Source organism: Nocardia vaccinii NBRC 15922 (assembly GCF_001613305.1).
GTDB lineage: Bacteria > Actinomycetota > Actinomycetes > Mycobacteriales > Mycobacteriaceae > Nocardia > Nocardia vaccinii.
The window spans coordinates 77,407-96,092 of sequence record NZ_BDCC01000017.1; the positions used below are offsets into that span (position 1 = coordinate 77,407).

Genomic DNA, 18,686 nt, shown 5'->3' on the forward strand with positions numbered 1-18,686 from the left:
CAGAGCTGCCGCCCGCAGACGGGCGGGCTCTATCGCGAATTTGTGCTAACGAACAACGATACCAACTGCTCACAGGCGGCAGTCACCTCGTCGTTCACGATCACTGTGTCGAACTCGTCACAGGCGGCGAGCTCGGTCTTCGCGGTCAGCAACCGGCGCTCGATCACCTCGGGCGATTCGGTGCCGCGCGAGGTCAGCCGGGTGACCAGCTCCTCCCAGCTGGGCGGGGCCAGAAACACCAGCAGCGCCTCGGGCATCGCGGCGCGAATGGAGCGCGCACCCGCGAGGTCCACCTCCACGAGAACCGGTTTTCCGGCGGCCAGCGCCGCCCGGACCGGTGCGGCCGGAGTACCGGACCGCTGCAGGCCGCCGTGGATGTCGGCCCACTCGAGCATCTCCCCCTTCTCGATCATCGCGTCGAATTCGGTCCTGGTCACGAACCGGTAGTCCCGGCCGTCGACCTCCCCGGGCCGCGGGGCCCGGGTGGTGGCCGACACACTGAACACCAATTCCGGCAGCCGCTCGCGGACACAGCGGACCACAGTGGACTTCCCGACGGCCGAGGGGCCGACCAGTACGACCAGCCGACCCGTCTTCGTGTGTTCGACCACCCCGAAACTCACCTAGCTCAGGCTTCGAAGTCGAACTTCGCCAGCAGCGCCTTGCGCTGACGGTCGCCCAGGCCACGCAGGCGGCGGGTCGGCGCGATCTCCAGTTCGGTCATGATCTCCGCCGCCTTGACCTTGCCGACCTTCGGCAGGGCCTCCAGCAGTGCGGACACCTTCATCTTGCCCAGGACCTCATCGGTCTCGGCATCCTTCAGGACCGTCTTCAGGTCGGTGCCGCCACGCTTCAGGCGCTCCTTGAGCTCTGCCCGAGCGCGGCGAGCGGCAGCCGCCTTCTCCAAAGCAGCGGCGCGCTGCTCGTCAGTCAGCTGGGGAAGGGCCACGGTTCCTCCGTCTCATCGTTCATTGCATGATCTACCCCCGGTAACCCGGCGGTCTCAGCGACCGTACCCACGCGGCCTGCCGATTGCGAACCCACCCCCCAGGTCAGCGGGTGATTCGGGCACTCACCGCGCCGCGCGAACGACCTGCGGCGAGGATTCCGGACGATGTCGCGAGGGCTTCCGCGAAAATCGCGAACACCCCTTTGACCAGCATATTCTCCACTCGATACCGGGTACTCGCGGTACCGGATGAACCGACCGGACAACTCGTAACCGCGCTGTTATCGCCCGACCAGGAATTTTCTGGAATTTATCCGCGTGTCGCACATTTTTGCCCAGCGTGTCGCATTCGGCGGCCACTGCGGCGGGCCATCGGACGAGTACACGTCGGGTACATCGCGTAGCGCAGGAGACCGGAAGGATCGGGGTGTCACACAGTGGGACCGCACCGCCGCCCGAACGGCCCCCTGACAGCGTAAAGCAGATCGGCGCGATTCTCCGGCCATCACCCACATTCCGGGGCTCTGCGGGGCCGTAACGGAAAACGGACCGGTCGCCCCGTCATTCGGGGTGACCGGTCCGGTCGTCGTCCAGCCACGACGGAACACCGCCGCACCGAGCTCAGCTCTGCAGGAAGGCGAATTCGTCGGCGAGTTGGGTAACCCGGGTCCGCAGGGCCGCCACCGACGGGCCCTCACCCAGCACCTCCCGCGAGACGTTGGGCACCACGGCGCCCAGGCTCCGCGCGGGCACCAGGGCGCGAATGGACTCCGCTCCACCACCCTGCGCACCGACGCCGGGCATCAGGATCGGGCCGTTGAGACGGGCCGGATCGGGAGCCTCGGTGAGAGTCGCGCCGATCACCACGCCGACCGAGCCGAATTCCGCGCCCGCGTTGCGGGCCGCGGCCTCGTCGACGATCGTCTGGGCGATGCTGCGCCCGTCGGCCGCGAAGGCGCGCTGTACCTGCGCGCCTTCCGGATTGGACGTGGCCGCGAGCACGAACACCCCGCGGTTGTTCGCCTCGGCCAACTCCAGCGCGGGCGTCAGCGACCCGAAACCGAGATAGGGCGAGACGGTCAGCGCGTCGCTGCCCAGCGGCCCGTCCGCCAGCCAGGCCCGCGCATAGGCGGCCATGGTCGAGCCGATATCGCCGCGTTTGGCGTCGGCCAGCACCAGCGTGCCCGCCTCGCGCAGCGCCGCGATGGTGTCCTCCAGCACGACGATGCCGCCCGAGCCGTAGCTTTCGAAGAAAGCGACCTGCGGTTTCACCAGCGCGACACGACCGGCGAAGGCGTCCACGCAGGCATCGGCGAACCGTTTGAGCCCCTCGACGTCCTCGCTCAGCTCCCAGGCGCGCAGCAGTTGCGGATGCGGGTCGATGCCGACGCACACCGGGCCGTGCCGGCCCATCGCATCGCGCAGCCGCACACCGAACGGATTCACCGCGGTTCCGCCGCCGAACCGGCCGCGGCGGGCTCGCGCGAATCCGTCATCGCCCCCTTGACGGCCAGATCGCGTTCCGCTGCGGCCAGCTCGCGGTCGATGACCTCGAGCTCACGCTCGAAGTCCGACTGCTCCGCGGGCTCGGACGCCCGGGTGCGGTCGATCGGCGGGTTGGCGCGGAAGCCGACGGTGCTGTACCCGCCGACGTTGCGCATCACCCGGATATCGCCGCCCGGCACCCGGACCTCGCCGAGACCGGTCCGCCGCCGACGCGGCGTCCCCGGCCGGGGTCCCGCACCAAAACCCATGGCTCCCACCGTCTTCGTTCCTCTCTCAGCTGTGCTCGATAGTGACGTCAACGGCGGCGTGATCATCACGCTCGCCGCCGCCTCCGGGTCGGTCGCTCGCACCGGCCCGCAGGACGGCGTGCAGCTCCTGGAGGGATCGCACACCGATCCCGCCATTGATTGTCGCCTCGATGCCCTGGACGGCAGCGGCCGCACCCTGCACCGTCGTGATACACGGAATACTCGCGCCCACCGCGGCGGTGCGGATCTCGTAGCCGTCGACTCGAGGTCCGGAATTACCGTACGGGGTGTTGAACACTATATCGATCTCGCCGTCCTTGATCTGGTCGACGATCGTGGGTCCGGCGAGTTCACCAGCGCTCGCGGCGGCGTCGCCGCCGGGCGCCGGATCGGACTGCTTGCGGACGCGCTCGCACGGAATTCCGTTGCGCCGCAACATCTCCGCAGTTCCCTCGGTGGCCAGGATGCGGAAGCCCAAGTCGTGCAGGCGCTTGACCGGGAACACCATGGCGCGCTTGTCGCGATTCGCGATCGAGACGAACGCGGTCCCCTCGGTGGGCAGCGAACCGTAGGCCGCGCTCTGCGACTTGGCGAAGGCGGTGCCGAAATCCGCGTCGATGCCCATGACTTCACCGGTCGACTTCATCTCCGGCGACAGCAGCGAGTCGATACCGGTGCCGTCCGGGCGCCGGAACCGGTGGAACGGCAGCACGGCCTCCTTCACCGCGACCGGGGCGTCGATCGGCGCATAACCGCCATCCCCCTCCGCGGGCAGCAGCCCTTCCTTGCGCAGCCCGGCGATGTTGGCGCCCAACGCGATTCGCGCCGCGGCCTTGGCCAGCGGTACCGCGGTCGCCTTGGAGACGAACGGTACGGTGCGGCTGGCCCGCGGATTGGCCTCGAGCACGTACAGCACGTCGTCCTTGAGCGCGTACTGCACGTTCAGCAGGCCCCGCACGCCGATCCCCTTGGCGAGTGCGGCGGTCGAGCGGCGCACCGCCTCGATATCGCTGCGCCCCAACGTGATCGGCGGCAGCGCGCAGGCCGAGTCGCCGGAGTGGATACCGGCCTCCTCGATATGTTCCATGACGCCGCCGAGATAGACCTCCTCGCCGTCGCACAGGGCGTCGACGTCGATCTCGATGGCATCCTCCAAGAACCGGTCGACCAGCACCGGATGGTCGGGGGTGATCTCGGTGGCGCGGGAGATGTAGTCCGCCAGGGACTTCTCGTCGTAGACGATCTCCATTCCGCGACCGCCCAGTACGTACGACGGACGCACCAGCACCGGATAGCCGATCTCGGCCGCGATCTTCTTCGCCTGCGGGAAGGTGGTCGCGGTGCCGTACTTCGGCGCGGGCAGCCCCGCGGCCGTGAGCACCTCGCCGAACTCGCCGCGATCCTCGGCCAGGTCGATGGCCGCGGCCGAGGTGCCGACCACGGGCACGCCCGCATCGGTCAGTCGCTGCGCCAAACTCAGCGGCGTCTGCCCGCCCAGCTGGCAGATCACCCCGGCCACGGTTCCCGATTCGGACTCCGCATTGTACACCTCGAGCACATCCTCGAAGGTGAGCGGCTCGAAGTAGAGGCGGTCCGCGGTGTCGTAGTCGGTCGAGACGGTCTCCGGATTGCAGTTGACCATGATGGTCTCGAATCCGGCGGCCGAGAGCGTCTGCGCGGCGTGCACACACGAGTAGTCGAATTCGATGCCCTGGCCGATCCGGTTCGGGCCCGAACCCAGAATGATGACCTTCTCGCGCTCACGCTGCGGGGCCACCTCGGACTCCGCGGCCGGATCGAGCTCGTAGGCCGAGTAGTGGTACGGGGTCTTGGCCTCGAATTCGGCGGCGCAGGTGTCGACGGTCTTGAACACCGGGCGGATGTGCAGCCGGTGACGCAGTTCCCGCACGCCGCCCTCACCCGCGAGTTCGGGTCGCAGCGCGGCGATCTGACGGTCGGACAGGCCGTAGTGCTTGGCGGTGCGCAGCAGCGGCTCGTCCAGGACCGGCGCGTCGAGGATCTCCTGCCGCAACTCGACCAGGCCCGCGATCTCGGCCACGAACCACGGGTCCACACCCGAGGCCGCGGCGACGTCCTCGATGCTCGCGCCCAGCCGCAGCGCGCGCTCGACCTGGTAGATGCGGCCCTCGGTGGGGACCTTCAGATCGTCCAGGATCGCCTGCACATCGGTCCACTCGCCGTCGCCCTGGGTCCAGAAGCCCGCCGACTTGGTCTCCAGCGAGCGCAGCACCTTACCCAGCGCCTCGGAGAAGTTGCGGCCCAGCGACATCGCCTCGCCGACCGATTTCATGGTCGTGGTCAGCGTCGGGTCCGCACCCGGGAACTTCTCGAACGCGAACCGCGGAGCCTTGACGACCACGTAGTCGAGCGTGGGCTCGAAACAGGCCGGGGTCTCCTTGGTGATGTCGTTGACGATCTCGTCGAGCGTGTACCCGATCGCCAGCTTCGCGGCGATCTTCGCGATCGGGAAACCCGTTGCCTTGGAAGCCAATGCGGACGAGCGCGACACACGCGGGTTCATCTCGATCACGATCAGGCGGCCGTCGGCCGGGTCCACCGCGAACTGGATGTTGCAGCCGCCGGTGTCGACGCCGACCTCGCGCAGGATCGCGATGCCGAGATCGCGCATCTTCTGGTATTCGCGGTCGGTGAGGGTCATGGCCGGGGCGACGGTCATCGAGTCGCCGGTGTGCACGCCCATCGGGTCGACGTTCTCGATCGAGCAGACGATCACCACGTTGTCGCGGCGATCACGCATCAGCTCGAGCTCGAATTCCTTCCAGCCCAGGATGGATTCCTCGATCAGCACGTTCGCGGTCGGCGAGGCGGCCAGGCCGCCGCCGGCGATGCGGTCCAGATCCTCGTCGTCGTAGGCCATGCCCGAACCGAGCCCGCCCATCGTGAACGACGGGCGGACAACGACCGGAAACCCTAGTTCGGCAACGGTTTCGCGAACCTCGTCCATGGTGAAGCAGACCCTGGAGCGGGCGCTCTCGCCGCCGACCTTCGCGACGATGTCCTTGAACTTCTGCCGGTCCTCACCACGCTGGATGGCGTCGAAGTCGGCGCCGATCATCTCCACGCCGTACTTGGCCAGCACACCTCGTTCATGCAGGGCCACAGCGGTATTGAGCGCGGTCTGACCACCCAGCGTGGCCAGGATCGCGTCCGGGCGCTCCTTCTCGATGACCTTCTCGACGAACTCCGGCGTGATCGGTTCGACATAGGTCGAGTCGGCGAATTCCGGATCGGTCATGATCGTCGCGGGATTCGAGTTCACCAGCGACACCCGCAGTCCCTCGGACCGCAGCACCCGGCACGCCTGTGTGCCGGAGTAGTCGAATTCGCAGGCCTGGCCGATCACGATCGGGCCCGAGCCGATCACCAGGATGTGGCGTAGATCCTCGCGGCGAGGCATCAGGCTCCTTTCAGTGGCATGCGGGACACCCGCACCCGGTCGATCGGGCGATCGAAGTCACGCCCTGCCGGCAACCCGTGTTGTGCTGCGGGACACCCGGCTGCGTTCGATGCGGACCAATAAGTAGGCTGCGCAGTGTGACTCATCGGTCCTCCAGAAGACCGGCGAAACGGTCGAAGAGATATGCGGCGTCGTGTGGGCCGGCGGCGGCCTCGGGGTGGTACTGCACCGAGAAGGCGCGGCCGTCCACCAGCCGCACACCCTCCACCGTGCCGTCGTTCGCGCAGGTGTGGCTGACCTCGGCGGCGCCGAACGGGGTGTCGAAGCGCTGCCCGGCCTCACCTTCGAGCGCGAATCCGTGATTCTGCGCGGTGATCGAGATCTGCCCGGTCGCATGGTCCACCACCGGCACGTTGATGCCGCGGTGCCCGAACTTCATCTTGTAGGTGCCCAAACCCAGTGCGCGCCCGAGGATCTGGTTGCCGAAGCAGATGCCGAAGAGCGGAATACCTTCGCCCAGAATGCCTTTGGTCAGCGCGACCGCGTCGTCCTGGGTTGCCGGGTCGCCGGGGCCGTTGGACAGGAACACCCCGTCCGGCTTCAGTTCCCTGATCTGGTCCAGGGTGACGTTCGAGGGCACCACGTGCACCCGCATCCCGCGCTCGGCGAACATCCGCGGGGTGTTGGTCTTGATGCCGAGATCGACTGCGACAACGGTGAATCGGCGCTCACCGGTCGGCTCGATCGTGTACAGCTGATCGGTGCTGACCTCCTCGGCCAGATCGGCGCCCAACATCGAGGGCTGGCCGTTCACGCGCGCCAGCAGTTCCTCCACCGACGCCTCGGCGGCCTCGCCGGAGAAGATCCCCGCCTTCATCGACCCGCGCGAACGCAGGTGGCGCACCAGCGCCCGGGTGTCGATCCCGGCGATGCCGACCACGTCCTGGCGAACCAGTTCGTCCTGCAGCGTCGTGGTCGCGCGCCAGTTCGAGGCACGTCGCGCGGGATCGCGCACCGCGTATCCGGCCACCCAGATCCGCTTGGACTCGTCGTCCTCGTCGTTCCAGCCGGTATTGCCGATCTGCGGGGCCGTGGCCACCACGATCTGGCGGTGGTAACTCGGATCGGTCAGCGTCTCCTGATAACCCGTCATCGCGGTGCAGAACACCGCCTCACCCAGGGTCTGTCCCTCGGCGCCGAAGGACGAGCCGCGGAAGACCCGCCCGTCCTCCAGCACCATCATCGCGCTCTGCCCGGTCACGTCGTCTCTTCTCCCGTCTTCGTGCCGGTCGCTCCGGCGACCCACGCCGGATACACCGTCTTGTCGTCGCCGCGGAAACCGGTGTCCACCTCGGTTCCCGTCGGCAGCTTCCAGCGAATTACCAGCACACCATCTTGTGTCATCACTTTGCCCGCATGACCGCGTTCGGTGCGCACCGCGGTGATGGACTCCTGCGGAATCCAGAGCACCTGCGCACCGTCGCGTTCGAGCAGGATGCCGCGTTCGAAGCGGGTCAGCTCCGCCGCGGCCCGGAACCCCAGATCGCCCACCGCGATCCGGTTCTGCCAGCTGGGCGCGAGGGTCGTACCGGTGTACAAACCCGTCGTCGGCTCCAGCACCTGCGCGCCCAATTCGGCGGGCACCGGCGGCAGCTCGCCGACCGCCGCGGCCTGCCGCCGAGCCTTCTTCTGCCAGGCCCGGTACATCAGCCACAGACACAGGCAGAACAGTAGGATCAGCAGGACGACCTGCAGTGTCCGCTCCATCAGGACGCTCCCGTGGTCTCGCGCGGTTCGGCTTTGCCCTCGCGGGCGGTGATCCGGCCGCGCAGGAAGGTGGCACTCACCCGCGCGGGTAGGGTCATCGCGTCGAAGGGCGTGTTCTCGGAGATGCTCGCGAGCTCGCTCGCGCGCACCGTCCAGGTCGCCTCCGGGTCGATCAGCACCAGATTCGCCGGTTCGCCCACCGCGAGCGGGCGGCCCTGATCATCGAGCCCGGCGATCCGCGCCGGATTCTCGCTCATCACCCGGGCCACGCCGCGCCAGTCCAGCAGACCGGGCGCGACCATCGTCTGCACGATGACCGACAGCGCGGTCTCCAGTCCGAGCATGCCGGGCCGGGCGGCGGCGAATTCGCAGCACTTGTCCTGTTCGGCATGCGGCGCGTGATCGGTTGCCACACAGTCGATCACGCCCTCGGCGAGGGCGCGGCGCAGAGCCTCGGCATCGGATGCCTCACGCAGCGGCGGATTCACCTTGTTCACCGCGTCGTAGGTCTCCAACCGGGAATCGTCCAGCAGCAGGTGATGCGGGGTGACTTCGGCGGTGATCGAAATCCCCTGTCCCTTGGCCCATTTCACCAGTTCGACCGTTCCGGCCGTGGACGCGTGGCAGATGTGCACGCGGGCGCCGGCGTCGCGGGCCAGCAGCGCGTCGCGGGCCACGATCGACTCCTCCGCCGCGCGCGGCCATCCGGCCAGGCCGAGCCGGGCGGCGTTGGGGCCCTCGTGCGCGACCGCGCCCTCGGTCAGCCTCGGCTCCTCGGCGTGCTGGGCGATCAGTACGCCGAGCGACTGCGCGTATTCCAGAGCGCGCCGCATGATCAGCGGGTCGTAGACGCAGTGGCCGTCGTCGGAGAACATCCGCACCCGCGCCTCACCGGCGGCCATGGTGCCCATCTCGGCGAGTTGCCTACCCGCCAGACCCACCGTCACCGCCCCGACCGGGTAGACGTCCACCAGGCCGATCTCCCGCCCGCGCCGCCACACGTGGTCGGTGACCACCACCGAGTCCGCGACCGGCGTGGTATTGGCCATCGCGAAGACCGCGGTGTAACCACCCAGAGCCGCTGCGGCGGAGCCGGATTCGATGGTCTCGGTGTCCTCGCGGCCCGGTTCGCGCAGATGGGTGTGCAGATCGACGAAGCCGGGCAGCAGGAACTGGCCCGCACCGTCCACGACCTCGGCGTCCCCGGCGTCGAGCGCGGGGCCGATCGCCCGGATCTCACCCTCGCCGAGCCGCACGTCGACCGCGTCGCCCGCACCGTAGAGCCGCACATTCCGGATCAGGACGTCGTTCATCGTGCTCCCATCTGTTCGCCTCGCGCCGAGGTGCGGTCTGCCCGGAGAGCGATGCGCCGGGCGTTCGTCCAGCGGCTCATGCGGGCTCCCCCGCACCGACCAGCAGGCGGAACAGCACTGCCATGCGCATGTGCACGCCGTTGGTGACCTGTTGCAGCACCGCGGCTTTCGGCGAATCCGCCACCTGCGGCGCGATCTCCATACCGCGCAGCATCGGGCCCGGATGCAGTACCACCGCGTCCTCGTCCAGCAGCGCCATGCGCCGCTCGTTCAGTCCGTAGTGCACCGAGTACTCCCGCGCCGACGGGAAGAACCCGCCGTTCATCCGTTCGGCCTGCACCCGCAGCATCATCACCGCGTCCGCACCCGGCAGTTCCGCGTCGAGGGAATGCGAGATGCGCACCGGCCACTGCTGCACACCCACCGGCAGCAGCGTGCGCGGCGCTACCAGCACCACTTCCGCACCGAGAATGTTCAGCAGCAGGGCATTGGAACGGGCCACCCGGCTGTGCAGGATGTCGCCGACGATCACCACGCGCTTGCCGTCGAGCGAGCCGAGGCGCTGGCGCAGCGTCAGCGCATCGAGCAGGGCCTGGGTCGGATGCTCGTGCATACCGTCCCCGGCGTTGATCACCGCCGGACCGGGCCCGGCGAAACCGCCTGCACCGCTGTCCATCTCACCGAACCAGCGGGCGATCTGATGTGCCGCGCCCGAGGCCGGGTGCCGCACGATCAGCGCATCGGCGCCCGCGGCGTGCAGGGTCAGCGCGGTATCGCGCAGCGATTCGCCCTTGGAGACAGAGGAACTCGACGCGCTGACGTTGATCACGTCGGCGCTCATCCACTTCCCCGCCACCTCGAACGACACCCGGGTGCGAGTGGAGTTCTCGAAGAAGACCGTCATCACGGTGCGGCCGCGCAGCGTGGGCAGTTTGCGCACCTCGCGGCCGAGTAGCGCCTGCTCGAATCGCTGTGCGTCGTCCAGGAGTTCGGTGGCCGCGCCGCGGTCCAGATCGGTCACCGACAACAGATGCCTCACGCGTGCACCCCTCGCGCCAGGTCGGCGAACGTCCTCACGCCTGAACCTCCTGCTGCAGGTAGACGCCGTCCCGGCCGTCGCATTCGGTCAGCAGCACCGAGATGTCCTCACTGCGCGAGGTGGGTACGTTCTTGCCCACGTAATCCGCGCGGATGGGTAGTTCGCGATGGCCGCGGTCGATCAGCACCGCCAGCTGCACCGCGCGGGGGCGGCCCAGATCGCGCAGGCCGTCCAGGGCCGAGCGCACGCTGCGACCGGAGAACAGCACGTCGTCGACCAGCACCACGAGTGCGTCGTCGATGCCGCCCTCGGGGACCGAGGTGCGCTCCAGCGGGCGGTGCGGGCGGTTGCGCAGATCGTCGCGGTAGAGGGTGATGTCCAGCGAGCCGAGCGCGGGGCGCACGCCGGAGAACTCGTGGATGCGTTCGGTGAGCCGTTCGGCGAGAGTGGTTCCGCGGGTGGGGATTCCGATCAGCACCACACGCGCCAGCGCCGGATCGGCGGAATCCAGTGCGGTCTTCTCGATGATCTGGTGCGCCATTCGCGCGATGGTCCGGCCGACATCCTGGGCGGAGAGCAACTCACGCCCGGCCTGAACCCACTCGGGATCGTGCCGCTGCGAATATTCGGCGGCGTTCGGCCTCACCGCGCTCTGTTCACCGGCGGCATCCGCGGCCCCGGCGTGGTCACGCTCGCCGCCGCCTTCGGGCCCGACGCGACTGCCACGCCTTTCGGGCACAGCCATGCCGACCTCCTTCCCCGCCTCACGGGACGGTCCGTTAAAGGATGTCTTTCGGCTCCCGAGCCTAGCAGTGCGACGGGTTCGCGCCCGCACCGCACCCCGTGGGCAATCGATCCTCGCGCGGCAGGGCCGGCAAATGCGGCCCGAGCCACCGGGCGATCCGCCGCAACGCTCGGACCAGCGGCTTCACCACGGCATTCGAAGGAATTCTCGCCGTTGTCAGGCAAATGTCCGGTTATTGCCACGGCCGGTGCGATGCCCCGCCGTCCGCATCCGTCGCCTCGCGATGGGAGCAACCTCACACACGTCCGATCACTCGGGGTGAGCGCCGAACCGGATGGATACAAGATCGCGATGCCCCATACAGTACCTATCTTCATACGCCGTATATCCGAATGTGCGATGCTCGAGATGTGCGCAACGATGCCGAATTCAGCGAGCCGCGCCGCGTGAGTTTCCGCGGCCCGGGTGGAATCACACTGGCCGGGGAGAGCTGGGGACCCGAGGGCGGGCCGCTGGCGGTATTCCTGCACGGTGGCGGCCAGACCAGGCACTCCTGGAAGGATTCCGGGGCCGCGCTGGCCAAGGTCGGCTTGCGGGCGCTGCTGCTGGATGCGCGCGGACACGGCGAAAGCGACTGGGCGCCCGACGGCGACTACTCACGCGAATCGATGACGGCCGACCTGCTCGGCATCCTCGCCGAACTGGACCGCCCCGCGATCGTGGTCGGCGCGAGCATGGGCGGCCTGACCGCACTGCTGGCCACCGATCGTCCCGGCAGCGAGCGCATCGCCGGACTGGTCATGGTCGACGTGGTGCCGCGCCCGGAACACGAAGGCGTGGAACGGGTCCTGAACTTCCTCGGCGGACATCAGGACGGATTCGCCTCCCTGGACGAGGCCGCCGACGCCGTCGCGGAATATCTGCCGCACCGCACCCGCCCACGCAGCAGCGAGGGACTGCGCCGCAACCTGCGACTGCGCGAGGACGGCCGGTGGTATTGGCACTGGGATCCGGCCATGATGTCGGGCAAGGTCGAGGACATCGAGGCCCATACCGCCGCGCTCGAAGAGGCCGCCCGCAAATTGAGCATGCCGGTGCTGCTGGTCCGCGGCCGACTGTCCGACGTGGTCAGCGAACAGGGCGTCGCGGATTTCCGCACCCTGGTCCCGCAACTGGAATACGTCGAGATCAGCGCCGCCGCCCATACCGCCGCGAGCGACGTCAACGACGAATTCTCCGACGCCGTGGTCGATTTCGTCCGCGCCCACCTCGGCGAACACCAGGATTGACCCGACAGCTGCGCGGGACCGGGTACGGCCCCGCTCAGTCGCTCCCGCGATCGGGCTGTACCGCAAGGCCCGCGAGAAGTACGTCGACCATGTGACGAGCGCGGTAGTCGGGGAAGGTCGCCGCTCCGATGCACAGGTTCCCGATCGCGATCATCAGTTCCAGGGGGCGCACGTCCGCACGAAGACGGCCGGCGTCGACCCCTGCTCGTAGCAGTTCGCCGAGCACCGGGACCAGGCGATCGACGAATTCGGCGTGCAGGCTCTCGAATCCGGCCTGGTCGGAGTGCAGCGCCTCGGCCAGGCCGTGTTTGGTCACCAGGAAGTCGGTGAACCCACCGACCCATGCGCGCAGGGCCTCCTCGGGGGCCTCGGTCGCGACGGTCGCCGCGGCGAGCCCGTCGACCTGGTGACGGAAGACCGCGACCACCAGGTCGGGGCGAGTGGGGAAATGCCGATAGACGGTACCCATGCCGACGCCCGCTTCCGCGGCGATATCCCGCACCGGAGCATCGACCCCCGCGCGTGCGAAGACGATCGCGGCGGCGTCGAGAACGGTCTGCGCGTTTCGGCGCGCATCGGACCGTTTGCGCCGACCGGCGCCGGCTTCGTCGTCAGCCGATGACATCGCGGGTACCTCCCATGTTGCCAAGCGGAGCAACGCTCCGTATATTTCGAATCGGAGCGCTGCTCCGGTAACCATTTTGCCAGATAGCCATTCCCGGCATCTGCACCTTCCCATCCACGAGCGAGGACCACCCTCATGAGTGACATCACACCAATGCCCGCCGCCGTCATCTCGGTCGCCCCGATCGCACTCGCGGCCCCCGACCGCGGCCGCGACCTGCCGGTACGGGTCTCGGCGCCGACGACCGGGCGGGACCTGCCGGTCGTCGTCTTCTCGCACGGCATGACCCTGACCATGGACGATTACGCACCGCTGGCGGGATTCTGGGCTGCGCACGGTTTCGTCGTCATCCAGCCCACGCATCTCGACTCCCTCGGCCTCCCGCCCGACGACCCGCGCACCCCGCTCATCTGGCGCATCCGCACCACCGACCTGACCCGTATCCTGGACCAGCTCGACGCGATCGAGGCCGCAGTGCCCGGATTGAGCGGCCGCATCGATCGCGAGCGAATCGCGGCCGGCGGCCACTCGTGGGGCGCGCAGACCGCGAGCACGCTGGCCGGCGCGCGAGTTCTCGACAACGGCACGCCCGGGGAGAGCATGGCCGACTCGCGAGTCGGCGCGGCGGTACTGCTCAGCCTGCCCGGAACCGGCGGCGCCGACCTGTCCCCGATGGCCGCCGAGTACTTCCCGTTCATGAGCCCCGATTTCGGAGATATGAAGACGCCGAGCCTGCTCATCGCCGGGGACGACGACCAATCCCCGCTGACCGTCCGCGGTCCGGATTGGTTCGCCGACGGCTACCGGCTCGCGCCGGGCGCCACCGATCTGCTGACCCTCTTCGGCGCGGAACACGGGCTCGGCGGCATCCAGGGCGCGCACGACACCCGGACCACCGACGAAAGCCCCGAGCGCGTCGCGTTCGTCCAGCGAGCGACGCTGGCATATCTGCGCACCGCGCTGGGCCTCGACGCTGCCGCGTGGCCCGAGGTTCGAGACGCCCTGGCATCGACCGGTGAGCCACTGGGCCGGATCGATTCGAAATGACCGCACCCCGGGCCGGGACGTTCGGACGCATCGGCCGAATCATCGTCGCCGTGTGCGCCTTCCGAGCGTCCGGAGCAGCGGGTGATCCGACGCGAGGGGCAGGCTGCCGCCGCGCACGTCCGGCGTCAGGGTTGGTCGCGCAGAAATAGGGCGACGGCGTCGACGGCGAGCGCGTCGGCCAACTCGGCCGGCGCCCTGCCCGAGGCGATGAGCGTGGCGACGCCCTGCAGAGTGGCGACCAACAGCAGCCGCAACCGGTCGAGGTCACCGGGCGGGAGAGCGCCGATCCGCTGCCCCTCACCGATCAGTTCGCCGGTGGCGGTGAACAGCCGCACCGGCCCCTCCTCCGGAACGGCATGCCCCGCTCGGGTTTTGGCGGCGAACATCAGGTCCATCAGCGCACCGTCGTGGGTGGCGAATCGGACGTAGGCGACGGCCGCCGCGCGCAGACGTGCCGGATAGTCACCATCGGCGCTGTCGATCGCGGCGGCGATCTCATCGGCGAGGCGATCGAAACCCACTCCGGCCAGCGCGTCCAGCAGGGCCTGCCGATCGGGGAAGTGCCGCCGCGGCGCCGCACTGCTCACCCCTGCCCGGCGGGCGAGTTCCCGCAGCGACAACCCATCGATGCCCTCGTCGCGAAGTGTTCGTTCGGCCCCGGCGAGCAGCACCGACCGCAGATTGCCGTGGTGATAGGCGTGATCGCTCATGGCCGCCACCTTAGCATCCTAATGTACCCACCGATTACAATGTAACCATTGACGACAATGTACTCAATGATTACTTTGGTCGTATGACAACTTTTCACGGTGTGGATCTGCCCGACCTTTCCGGAACCACCGCGGTGGTGACCGGCGCCAACAGCGGAATCGGCCGGTCGGTGTCGCGGGCGCTGGCCACCGCGGGCGCGCGAGTCGTGCTCGCGGTGCGCAGTGTCGAGCGAGGAGATGTGGCCGCCAATGGAATCATCGGCATCACCGAGGTCCGCGAACTCGACCTCGCCGACCTCGAATCCGTGCGCACCTTCGCCGCGAACTGGGAGGGACCGATCGACCTGCTGATCAACAATGCGGGCGTCTCGGCACCGACGCTGACTCGTACCGCCGACGGATTCGAGGCGAAATTCGGCATCAACCATCTCGGCCACTTCGCGCTGACCAACCTGCTGCTGCCGCACATCACCGGCCGCGTCGTCACTGTGGCCTCACAGGCCGAACGACTCGCCCAGCTCGACTTCGCGGACCTCAACTGGGAACACCGCCCCTACCAGCCCGCCCGGGCGTACAACGACTCCAAGTTCGCGAACATGCTGTTCACCGCGGAACTGCAGCGCCGGTTGACCGCCGCGGGATCGAGCGTCCGGGCGAACGCGGCACACCCCGGCCTGGTCGCGACGAACATCTACCACCACGAGGGCCCGCGACGCCCGATCGACCTGGTCTGGTCGGTCGCGATCAAACTGATGGCCCAGGACGCGGACCACGGCGCACTGCCGGTCCTGTACGCCGCCGTGGCCGACCTGCCCGGCAACAGCTTCACCGGCCCCCGGCACCTCGCGCACATGCGCGGCGCCCCGCAACTCATCGACCGCTCCGAACCGGCACAGGATCCCGACCTCGCCCGCCGCCTCTGGAACGCCTCCGAACAGCTCACCGGTATCGGATTCCCGCTCAGCCGCACCAGCACACGATGACATCCCCGCCCGCATCGAGGGCGAACTGCATGTCGGCGTCCGCCGCAACCGCCTGATCCCAGGCGTCGGCATCAGGCCGGCGGACGCAGCAGGGCGCGTATCGCCGACGGCGGATAGCCGACCTGTGCGCGCAGGGTACGTGCGAGGTGGGCCTGGTCAGCGAACCCCAGCTCCGCGGCGACGTCGGCCAGACTGCGGCTGGAATGTTCGATCGCGTCCAAGGCGCGCGCGACGCGAAAACGATTGCGATACGCGGTAATCGACTCGCCCATCTCGCTCGAGAACGCGCGGCTCAACCGGAAGGGCGAGACTGTCAGCCGCTCCGCCAGCGACACCAGCCCGGCCGCGGCCGGGTCCCGCTCCCGGATCGCCTCTCGCGCCTGCGCGACGAGTCCGTGGTCGCGACGCCCCGACGCATCCGGGATCGGTCCGGGAACCGCGCGCCGCACCGCGACCCCCAGCAATCCGATCAACTCCTCGGCCAGCGCGAAGTCCGGATCACCGGAGCGGGCCGCGGCGAGACACCGCCGGTGCGCGAGGTCCAGACGTCCGTCCACGGTGATCGCCGCCGCCGATACGACGCCGGCGCCGGCCAGCGATCGCCACAGCGCGGAATCCACCGTGATGGAGGTGCACACATCACCGCCCGCCGGATGCGCGTACTGCTCCGGCTGCCCCGGCGTCATGAGATAGCCGCACAGCCGGTCGAGTTCGACGGTTCCGGTGCGTCCGCGCCTGCGGAATCGGCCGCTGCGCACCATCACCAGCCGATGCACCGGCGACGAATCCGGCTCCGACCAGCCCCGGTGGCGCCCGTCGCATACGACCGCGTGCACGGCATAGCGCGGTCGCACGGCCAGAGCGGTGGAAGTGAGCACGGACCGACGGTACGCCGGAGGTCCGACAGATCGGCGGCGCAAAAATGTTCAAGACGCGAGCCGAATCCGCGCGGCACACTCGCACGGTCCCGGACAGACCGCTGTCCACCCCTTCGCATCCCTTGGAGAGATGACATGGCAACCGTCCGAACGGAATTCGAGGTCGCGGCCGACGCCGCCGACATCTGGGCGGTGATCCGCCGATTCGACACCGGTCCGGTGCGAATGGCACCGGGATTCGTCACCGGCTGCACCGCCGACGGCGATCATCGCCTGGTCACCTTCGCCAACGGCACCGTGGTGCGCGAACGACTCGTCTCCGTCGACGAGGAACGTATGCGCATTGCCTACAGTGTCGTCGGCGGCGACGTCCAGCCCGAACACGACAACGCCGTCATGCAGGTGATCTCGCTCGGTCCCGGGCACAGCCGATTCCTCTGGCTGCGCGACCTGCTGCCCGACGAATCGGCCGACGGCTTTCTGGCCTCGATGCGCGCAGGGGGCGACTACATCAAACGAACCTTCGAAGTGCACCATGCCAGCATCGATGCTTGAACATATGTTCGATAGAACGTAGATTCGAGCGCATGTCGGTGCCGCTGCAAGGGTCGTTGCTCGACGGATTCGAGGAGATCGCCCTCGGTCCGCTCGACGGGATGCGCCGGGTGCGTCTGTCCGGCGGCGCGTGGGTCGATGTGCTGCCGGGCTGGCTCGGCGGCGCCGATCTGCTGTTCGATCGGCTCGTCACGGCGGTCCCGTGGCGCGCCGATCGCCGGCAGATGTACGACCGGGTCGTCGATGTGCCACGGTTGCTGCGGTTCTACGAGGAGGGCCGGGAACTGCCGGACCCGTCGCTGGAGGTTGCGCGAATCGCCTTGAGCGAGCACTACTTCGACGAACTGGGCGAGCCCTTCCGCACGGCCGGGCTGTGCTACTACCGGGACGGCGCGGACAGCGTCGCCTGGCACGGCGACACGTCCGGCCGCGGCGCGACCCACGACACGATGGTGGCCATCGTATCGATCGGCGCACCCCGCGCCCTGCTGCTGCGCCCGCGCGGCGGCGGCGAAAGTCTGCGATATCCGCTGGGCCACGGCGATCTGATCGTGATGGGCGGATCGTGCCAGCGGACCTGGGAGCACGCGGTGCCCAAGACGCGTCGCACGGTCGGCCCGCGAATCAGCATCCAGTTCCGTCCGCGGGGCGTGCGGTGAGCCGCGCTACCCTGTGCATACCCTGTCCGATCTCCTTTCGGTCACCGTAATTTCGCCTACCGATGGGTCACTTCGTCGGTGCCGCCCGATAGATTGGGATTATGAACGCGACAGGGGCGGGGATTCTGGCGGTGATGCCGCTGCACACGATCAGCGAGGTGCACGGCGAGAAAGGGCTGCGCCGTAGGCTCGAACTCGAATCGGCGAAACTGCCCGAGCCCGAACGCGTCGACGCGGCACTCGAATTGGTCTCGGATCTGCATCGCGACGACCGGTACGGCCGCGAACCCTATCTGAGCCACCTACTGCGCGTGGCGATTCGAATCGTCAGTCACTACGAGGTGCACGATACCGATCTGGTCGTGGCGGGCCTGCTGCACGACGCGGTGGAGGATCACGCACCCGAGCTCGCGGGCACCCGAGAAGGGTCCGAGACCGAGGCCGCCCTGGCCGCGGTGCGCGAGCGTTTCGGTGCACGGGTCGCCGGGCTGGTCGCCGCGGTCACCAATCCGGTCCGCGAGCCGGATATCGATCGTAACCATCAATACCGTGCGCACATCGCCACCAGCTTGGAGCACGATCCGTGGGCACGGGTGGTGAAGCTCTCCGACTTCACCGACAACGGTGTCGGCATCCTGTACGCCACGAGCCCGGCCATGGAACGCCTCGCGGTCAAATATCGTCCGCTCACCAGCGTCTATCGCGATCTGGTCACGCGCCCCGACACACCGTTGGCCGCACACGTCAAGCAGCACATTCTCGATCAGCTCGACCTGGCCGACGAACGTTTCGCCGCGATCCTGCAAGGGAACTGACTCCCGCTCCCGCTGCGCCCGACAGTGATTCGACCCGCCACGCGCCGGTGATCCGCCACCCTTTCGGATGATTCGGGGTGCGGCGCGGCCGAGAACGCGAGACCATCACCGGGCTCGGC

Annotated in this window: 19 protein-coding genes; 6 read left to right on the forward strand and 13 right to left on the reverse strand. The window is 68.5% G+C overall.

From position 1 onward, the window contains the following. Positions 1-29 precede the first annotated feature (29 nt). The 10 genes from gmk to pyrR form a co-directional block, all read right to left on the reverse strand. Positions 30-611 (reverse strand): guanylate kinase, encoded by a 582-nt coding sequence (gene gmk, locus NV1_RS12710; protein WP_067890521.1) that lies wholly within the window; start codon positions 609-611, stop codon positions 30-32. A 17-nt stretch (positions 612-628) separates the two neighbouring features. After that, entirely contained in the window at positions 629-949 is a 321-nt protein-coding gene (gene mihF, locus NV1_RS12715) for an integration host factor, actinobacterial type (RefSeq protein WP_040824977.1), read from the reverse strand. 621 nt (positions 950-1,570) lie between these two features. Continuing rightward, entirely contained in the window at positions 1,571-2,395 is an 825-nt protein-coding gene (pyrF, locus tag NV1_RS12720; RefSeq protein WP_084525331.1) for an orotidine-5'-phosphate decarboxylase, read from the reverse strand. Continuing rightward, a complete protein-coding gene (locus tag NV1_RS12725) occupies positions 2,392-2,703 on the reverse strand; it encodes a hypothetical protein (RefSeq protein WP_067889950.1) in 312 nt (103 codons plus the stop codon). The genes pyrF and NV1_RS12725 overlap by 4 nt, the downstream gene beginning before the upstream one ends. Positions 2,704-2,728: 25 nt before the next feature. Then, positions 2,729-6,142, reverse strand: coding sequence for a carbamoyl-phosphate synthase large subunit (carB, locus tag NV1_RS12730; protein ID WP_373864609.1), 3,414 nt, complete (start codon positions 6,140-6,142; stop codon positions 2,729-2,731). Between the two features lie 142 nt (positions 6,143-6,284). After that, positions 6,285-7,385, reverse strand: a complete 1,101-nt coding sequence (carA, locus tag NV1_RS12735; RefSeq protein WP_157116891.1) for a glutamine-hydrolyzing carbamoyl-phosphate synthase small subunit — start codon at positions 7,383-7,385, stop codon at positions 6,285-6,287. A gap of 14 nt (positions 7,386-7,399) precedes the next feature. Beyond that, positions 7,400-7,909 carry a PH-like domain-containing protein gene (locus NV1_RS12740; protein WP_067889955.1) on the reverse strand — a complete coding sequence of 170 codons (510 nt, stop codon included), beginning with the start codon at positions 7,907-7,909 and terminating at the stop codon, positions 7,400-7,402. Beyond that, positions 7,909-9,222: a dihydroorotase gene (locus NV1_RS12745; RefSeq protein ID WP_067889959.1), complete on the reverse strand. Its 1,314-nt coding sequence runs from the start codon at positions 9,220-9,222 to the stop codon at positions 7,909-7,911. The genes NV1_RS12740 and NV1_RS12745 overlap by 1 nt, the downstream gene beginning before the upstream one ends. Positions 9,223-9,298: 76 nt before the next feature. Then, positions 9,299-10,261, reverse strand: coding sequence for an aspartate carbamoyltransferase catalytic subunit (locus NV1_RS12750; RefSeq protein WP_067889961.1), 963 nt, complete (start codon positions 10,259-10,261; stop codon positions 9,299-9,301). 34 nt (positions 10,262-10,295) lie between these two features. Next, positions 10,296-11,006, reverse strand: a complete 711-nt coding sequence (gene pyrR / locus NV1_RS12755; protein WP_245713692.1) for a bifunctional pyr operon transcriptional regulator/uracil phosphoribosyltransferase PyrR — start codon at positions 11,004-11,006, stop codon at positions 10,296-10,298. Between the two features lie 410 nt (positions 11,007-11,416). Here pyrR and NV1_RS12760 point away from each other — a divergent pair, with 410 nt between their 5' ends. Beyond that, on the forward strand, positions 11,417-12,295 hold the full coding sequence (locus NV1_RS12760) for an alpha/beta fold hydrolase (protein ID WP_373864610.1): 879 nt from the start codon (positions 11,417-11,419) through the stop codon (positions 12,293-12,295). 34 nt (positions 12,296-12,329) lie between these two features. On the opposite strand, the gene NV1_RS12765 is transcribed toward NV1_RS12760, so the two are convergent. Continuing rightward, on the reverse strand, positions 12,330-12,920 hold the full coding sequence (locus NV1_RS12765) for a TetR/AcrR family transcriptional regulator (RefSeq protein ID WP_067889967.1): 591 nt from the start codon (positions 12,918-12,920) through the stop codon (positions 12,330-12,332). 135 nt (positions 12,921-13,055) lie between these two features. Here NV1_RS12765 and NV1_RS12770 point away from each other — a divergent pair, with 135 nt between their 5' ends. Continuing rightward, a complete protein-coding gene (locus NV1_RS12770; RefSeq protein WP_067889970.1) occupies positions 13,056-13,967 on the forward strand; it encodes an alpha/beta hydrolase family protein in 912 nt (303 codons plus the stop codon). Between the two features lie 125 nt (positions 13,968-14,092). Here NV1_RS12770 and NV1_RS12775 read toward each other — a convergent pair whose 3' ends face one another. Continuing rightward, positions 14,093-14,677, reverse strand: a complete 585-nt coding sequence (locus NV1_RS12775) for a TetR/AcrR family transcriptional regulator (protein ID WP_067889980.1) — start codon at positions 14,675-14,677, stop codon at positions 14,093-14,095. Between the two features lie 83 nt (positions 14,678-14,760). On the opposite strand from NV1_RS12775, the gene NV1_RS12780 reads away from it, so the two are divergent. After that, positions 14,761-15,660, forward strand: coding sequence for an oxidoreductase (locus tag NV1_RS12780; protein ID WP_067889981.1), 900 nt, complete (start codon positions 14,761-14,763; stop codon positions 15,658-15,660). Between the two features lie 71 nt (positions 15,661-15,731). Here the strand turns inward: NV1_RS12780 and NV1_RS12785 are convergent, their stop codons facing one another. Then, complete coding sequence (locus tag NV1_RS12785) at positions 15,732-16,538, reverse strand: helix-turn-helix domain-containing protein (protein ID WP_067889982.1); 807 nt, start codon at positions 16,536-16,538, stop codon at positions 15,732-15,734. Between the two features lie 135 nt (positions 16,539-16,673). Here NV1_RS12785 and NV1_RS12790 point away from each other — a divergent pair, with 135 nt between their 5' ends. From NV1_RS12790 to NV1_RS12800, 3 genes are all read left to right on the forward strand, one after another. Beyond that, positions 16,674-17,093, forward strand: a complete 420-nt coding sequence (locus NV1_RS12790) for an SRPBCC family protein (RefSeq protein ID WP_067889983.1) — start codon at positions 16,674-16,676, stop codon at positions 17,091-17,093. 32 nt (positions 17,094-17,125) lie between these two features. Next, the gene (locus tag NV1_RS12795; protein ID WP_067889984.1) at positions 17,126-17,752 is read left to right on the forward strand and encodes an alpha-ketoglutarate-dependent dioxygenase AlkB; all 627 of its coding nucleotides are present in this window, start codon (positions 17,126-17,128) and stop codon (positions 17,750-17,752) included. A gap of 101 nt (positions 17,753-17,853) precedes the next feature. Continuing rightward, on the forward strand, positions 17,854-18,567 hold the full coding sequence (locus NV1_RS12800; protein WP_067889991.1) for an HD domain-containing protein: 714 nt from the start codon (positions 17,854-17,856) through the stop codon (positions 18,565-18,567). The last annotated feature ends 119 nt before the right edge of the window (positions 18,568-18,686 follow it).

Bases quoted from the DNA above. Each gene is read 5' to 3' on its own strand.
- NV1_RS12725 (WP_067889950.1), bottom strand. From the start codon at position 2,703: ATGGGTTTTGGTGCGGGACCCCGGCCGGGGACGCCGCGTCGGCGGCGG.
- carB (WP_373864609.1), bottom strand. From the start codon at position 6,142: ATGCCTCGCCGCGAGGATCTACGCCACATCCTGGTGATCGGCTCGGGC.
- carA (WP_157116891.1), bottom strand. From the start codon at position 7,385: ATGATGGTGCTGGAGGACGGGCGGGTCTTCCGCGGCTCGTCCTTCGGC.
- NV1_RS12740 (WP_067889955.1), bottom strand. From the start codon at position 7,909: ATGGAGCGGACACTGCAGGTCGTCCTGCTGATCCTACTGTTCTGCCTG.
- NV1_RS12745 (WP_067889959.1), bottom strand. From the start codon at position 9,222: ATGAACGACGTCCTGATCCGGAATGTGCGGCTCTACGGTGCGGGCGAC.
- pyrR (WP_245713692.1), bottom strand. From the start codon at position 11,006: ATGGCTGTGCCCGAAAGGCGTGGCAGTCGCGTCGGGCCCGAAGGCGGC.
- NV1_RS12765 (WP_067889967.1), bottom strand. From the start codon at position 12,920: ATGTCATCGGCTGACGACGAAGCCGGCGCCGGTCGGCGCAAACGGTCC.
- NV1_RS12770 (WP_067889970.1), top strand. From the start codon at position 13,056: ATGAGTGACATCACACCAATGCCCGCCGCCGTCATCTCGGTCGCCCCG.
- NV1_RS12775 (WP_067889980.1), bottom strand. From the start codon at position 14,677: ATGAGCGATCACGCCTATCACCACGGCAATCTGCGGTCGGTGCTGCTC.
- NV1_RS12780 (WP_067889981.1), top strand. From the start codon at position 14,761: ATGACAACTTTTCACGGTGTGGATCTGCCCGACCTTTCCGGAACCACC.
- NV1_RS12790 (WP_067889983.1), top strand. From the start codon at position 16,674: ATGGCAACCGTCCGAACGGAATTCGAGGTCGCGGCCGACGCCGCCGAC.
- NV1_RS12795 (WP_067889984.1), top strand. From the start codon at position 17,126: ATGTCGGTGCCGCTGCAAGGGTCGTTGCTCGACGGATTCGAGGAGATC.
- NV1_RS12800 (WP_067889991.1), top strand. From the start codon at position 17,854: ATGAACGCGACAGGGGCGGGGATTCTGGCGGTGATGCCGCTGCACACG.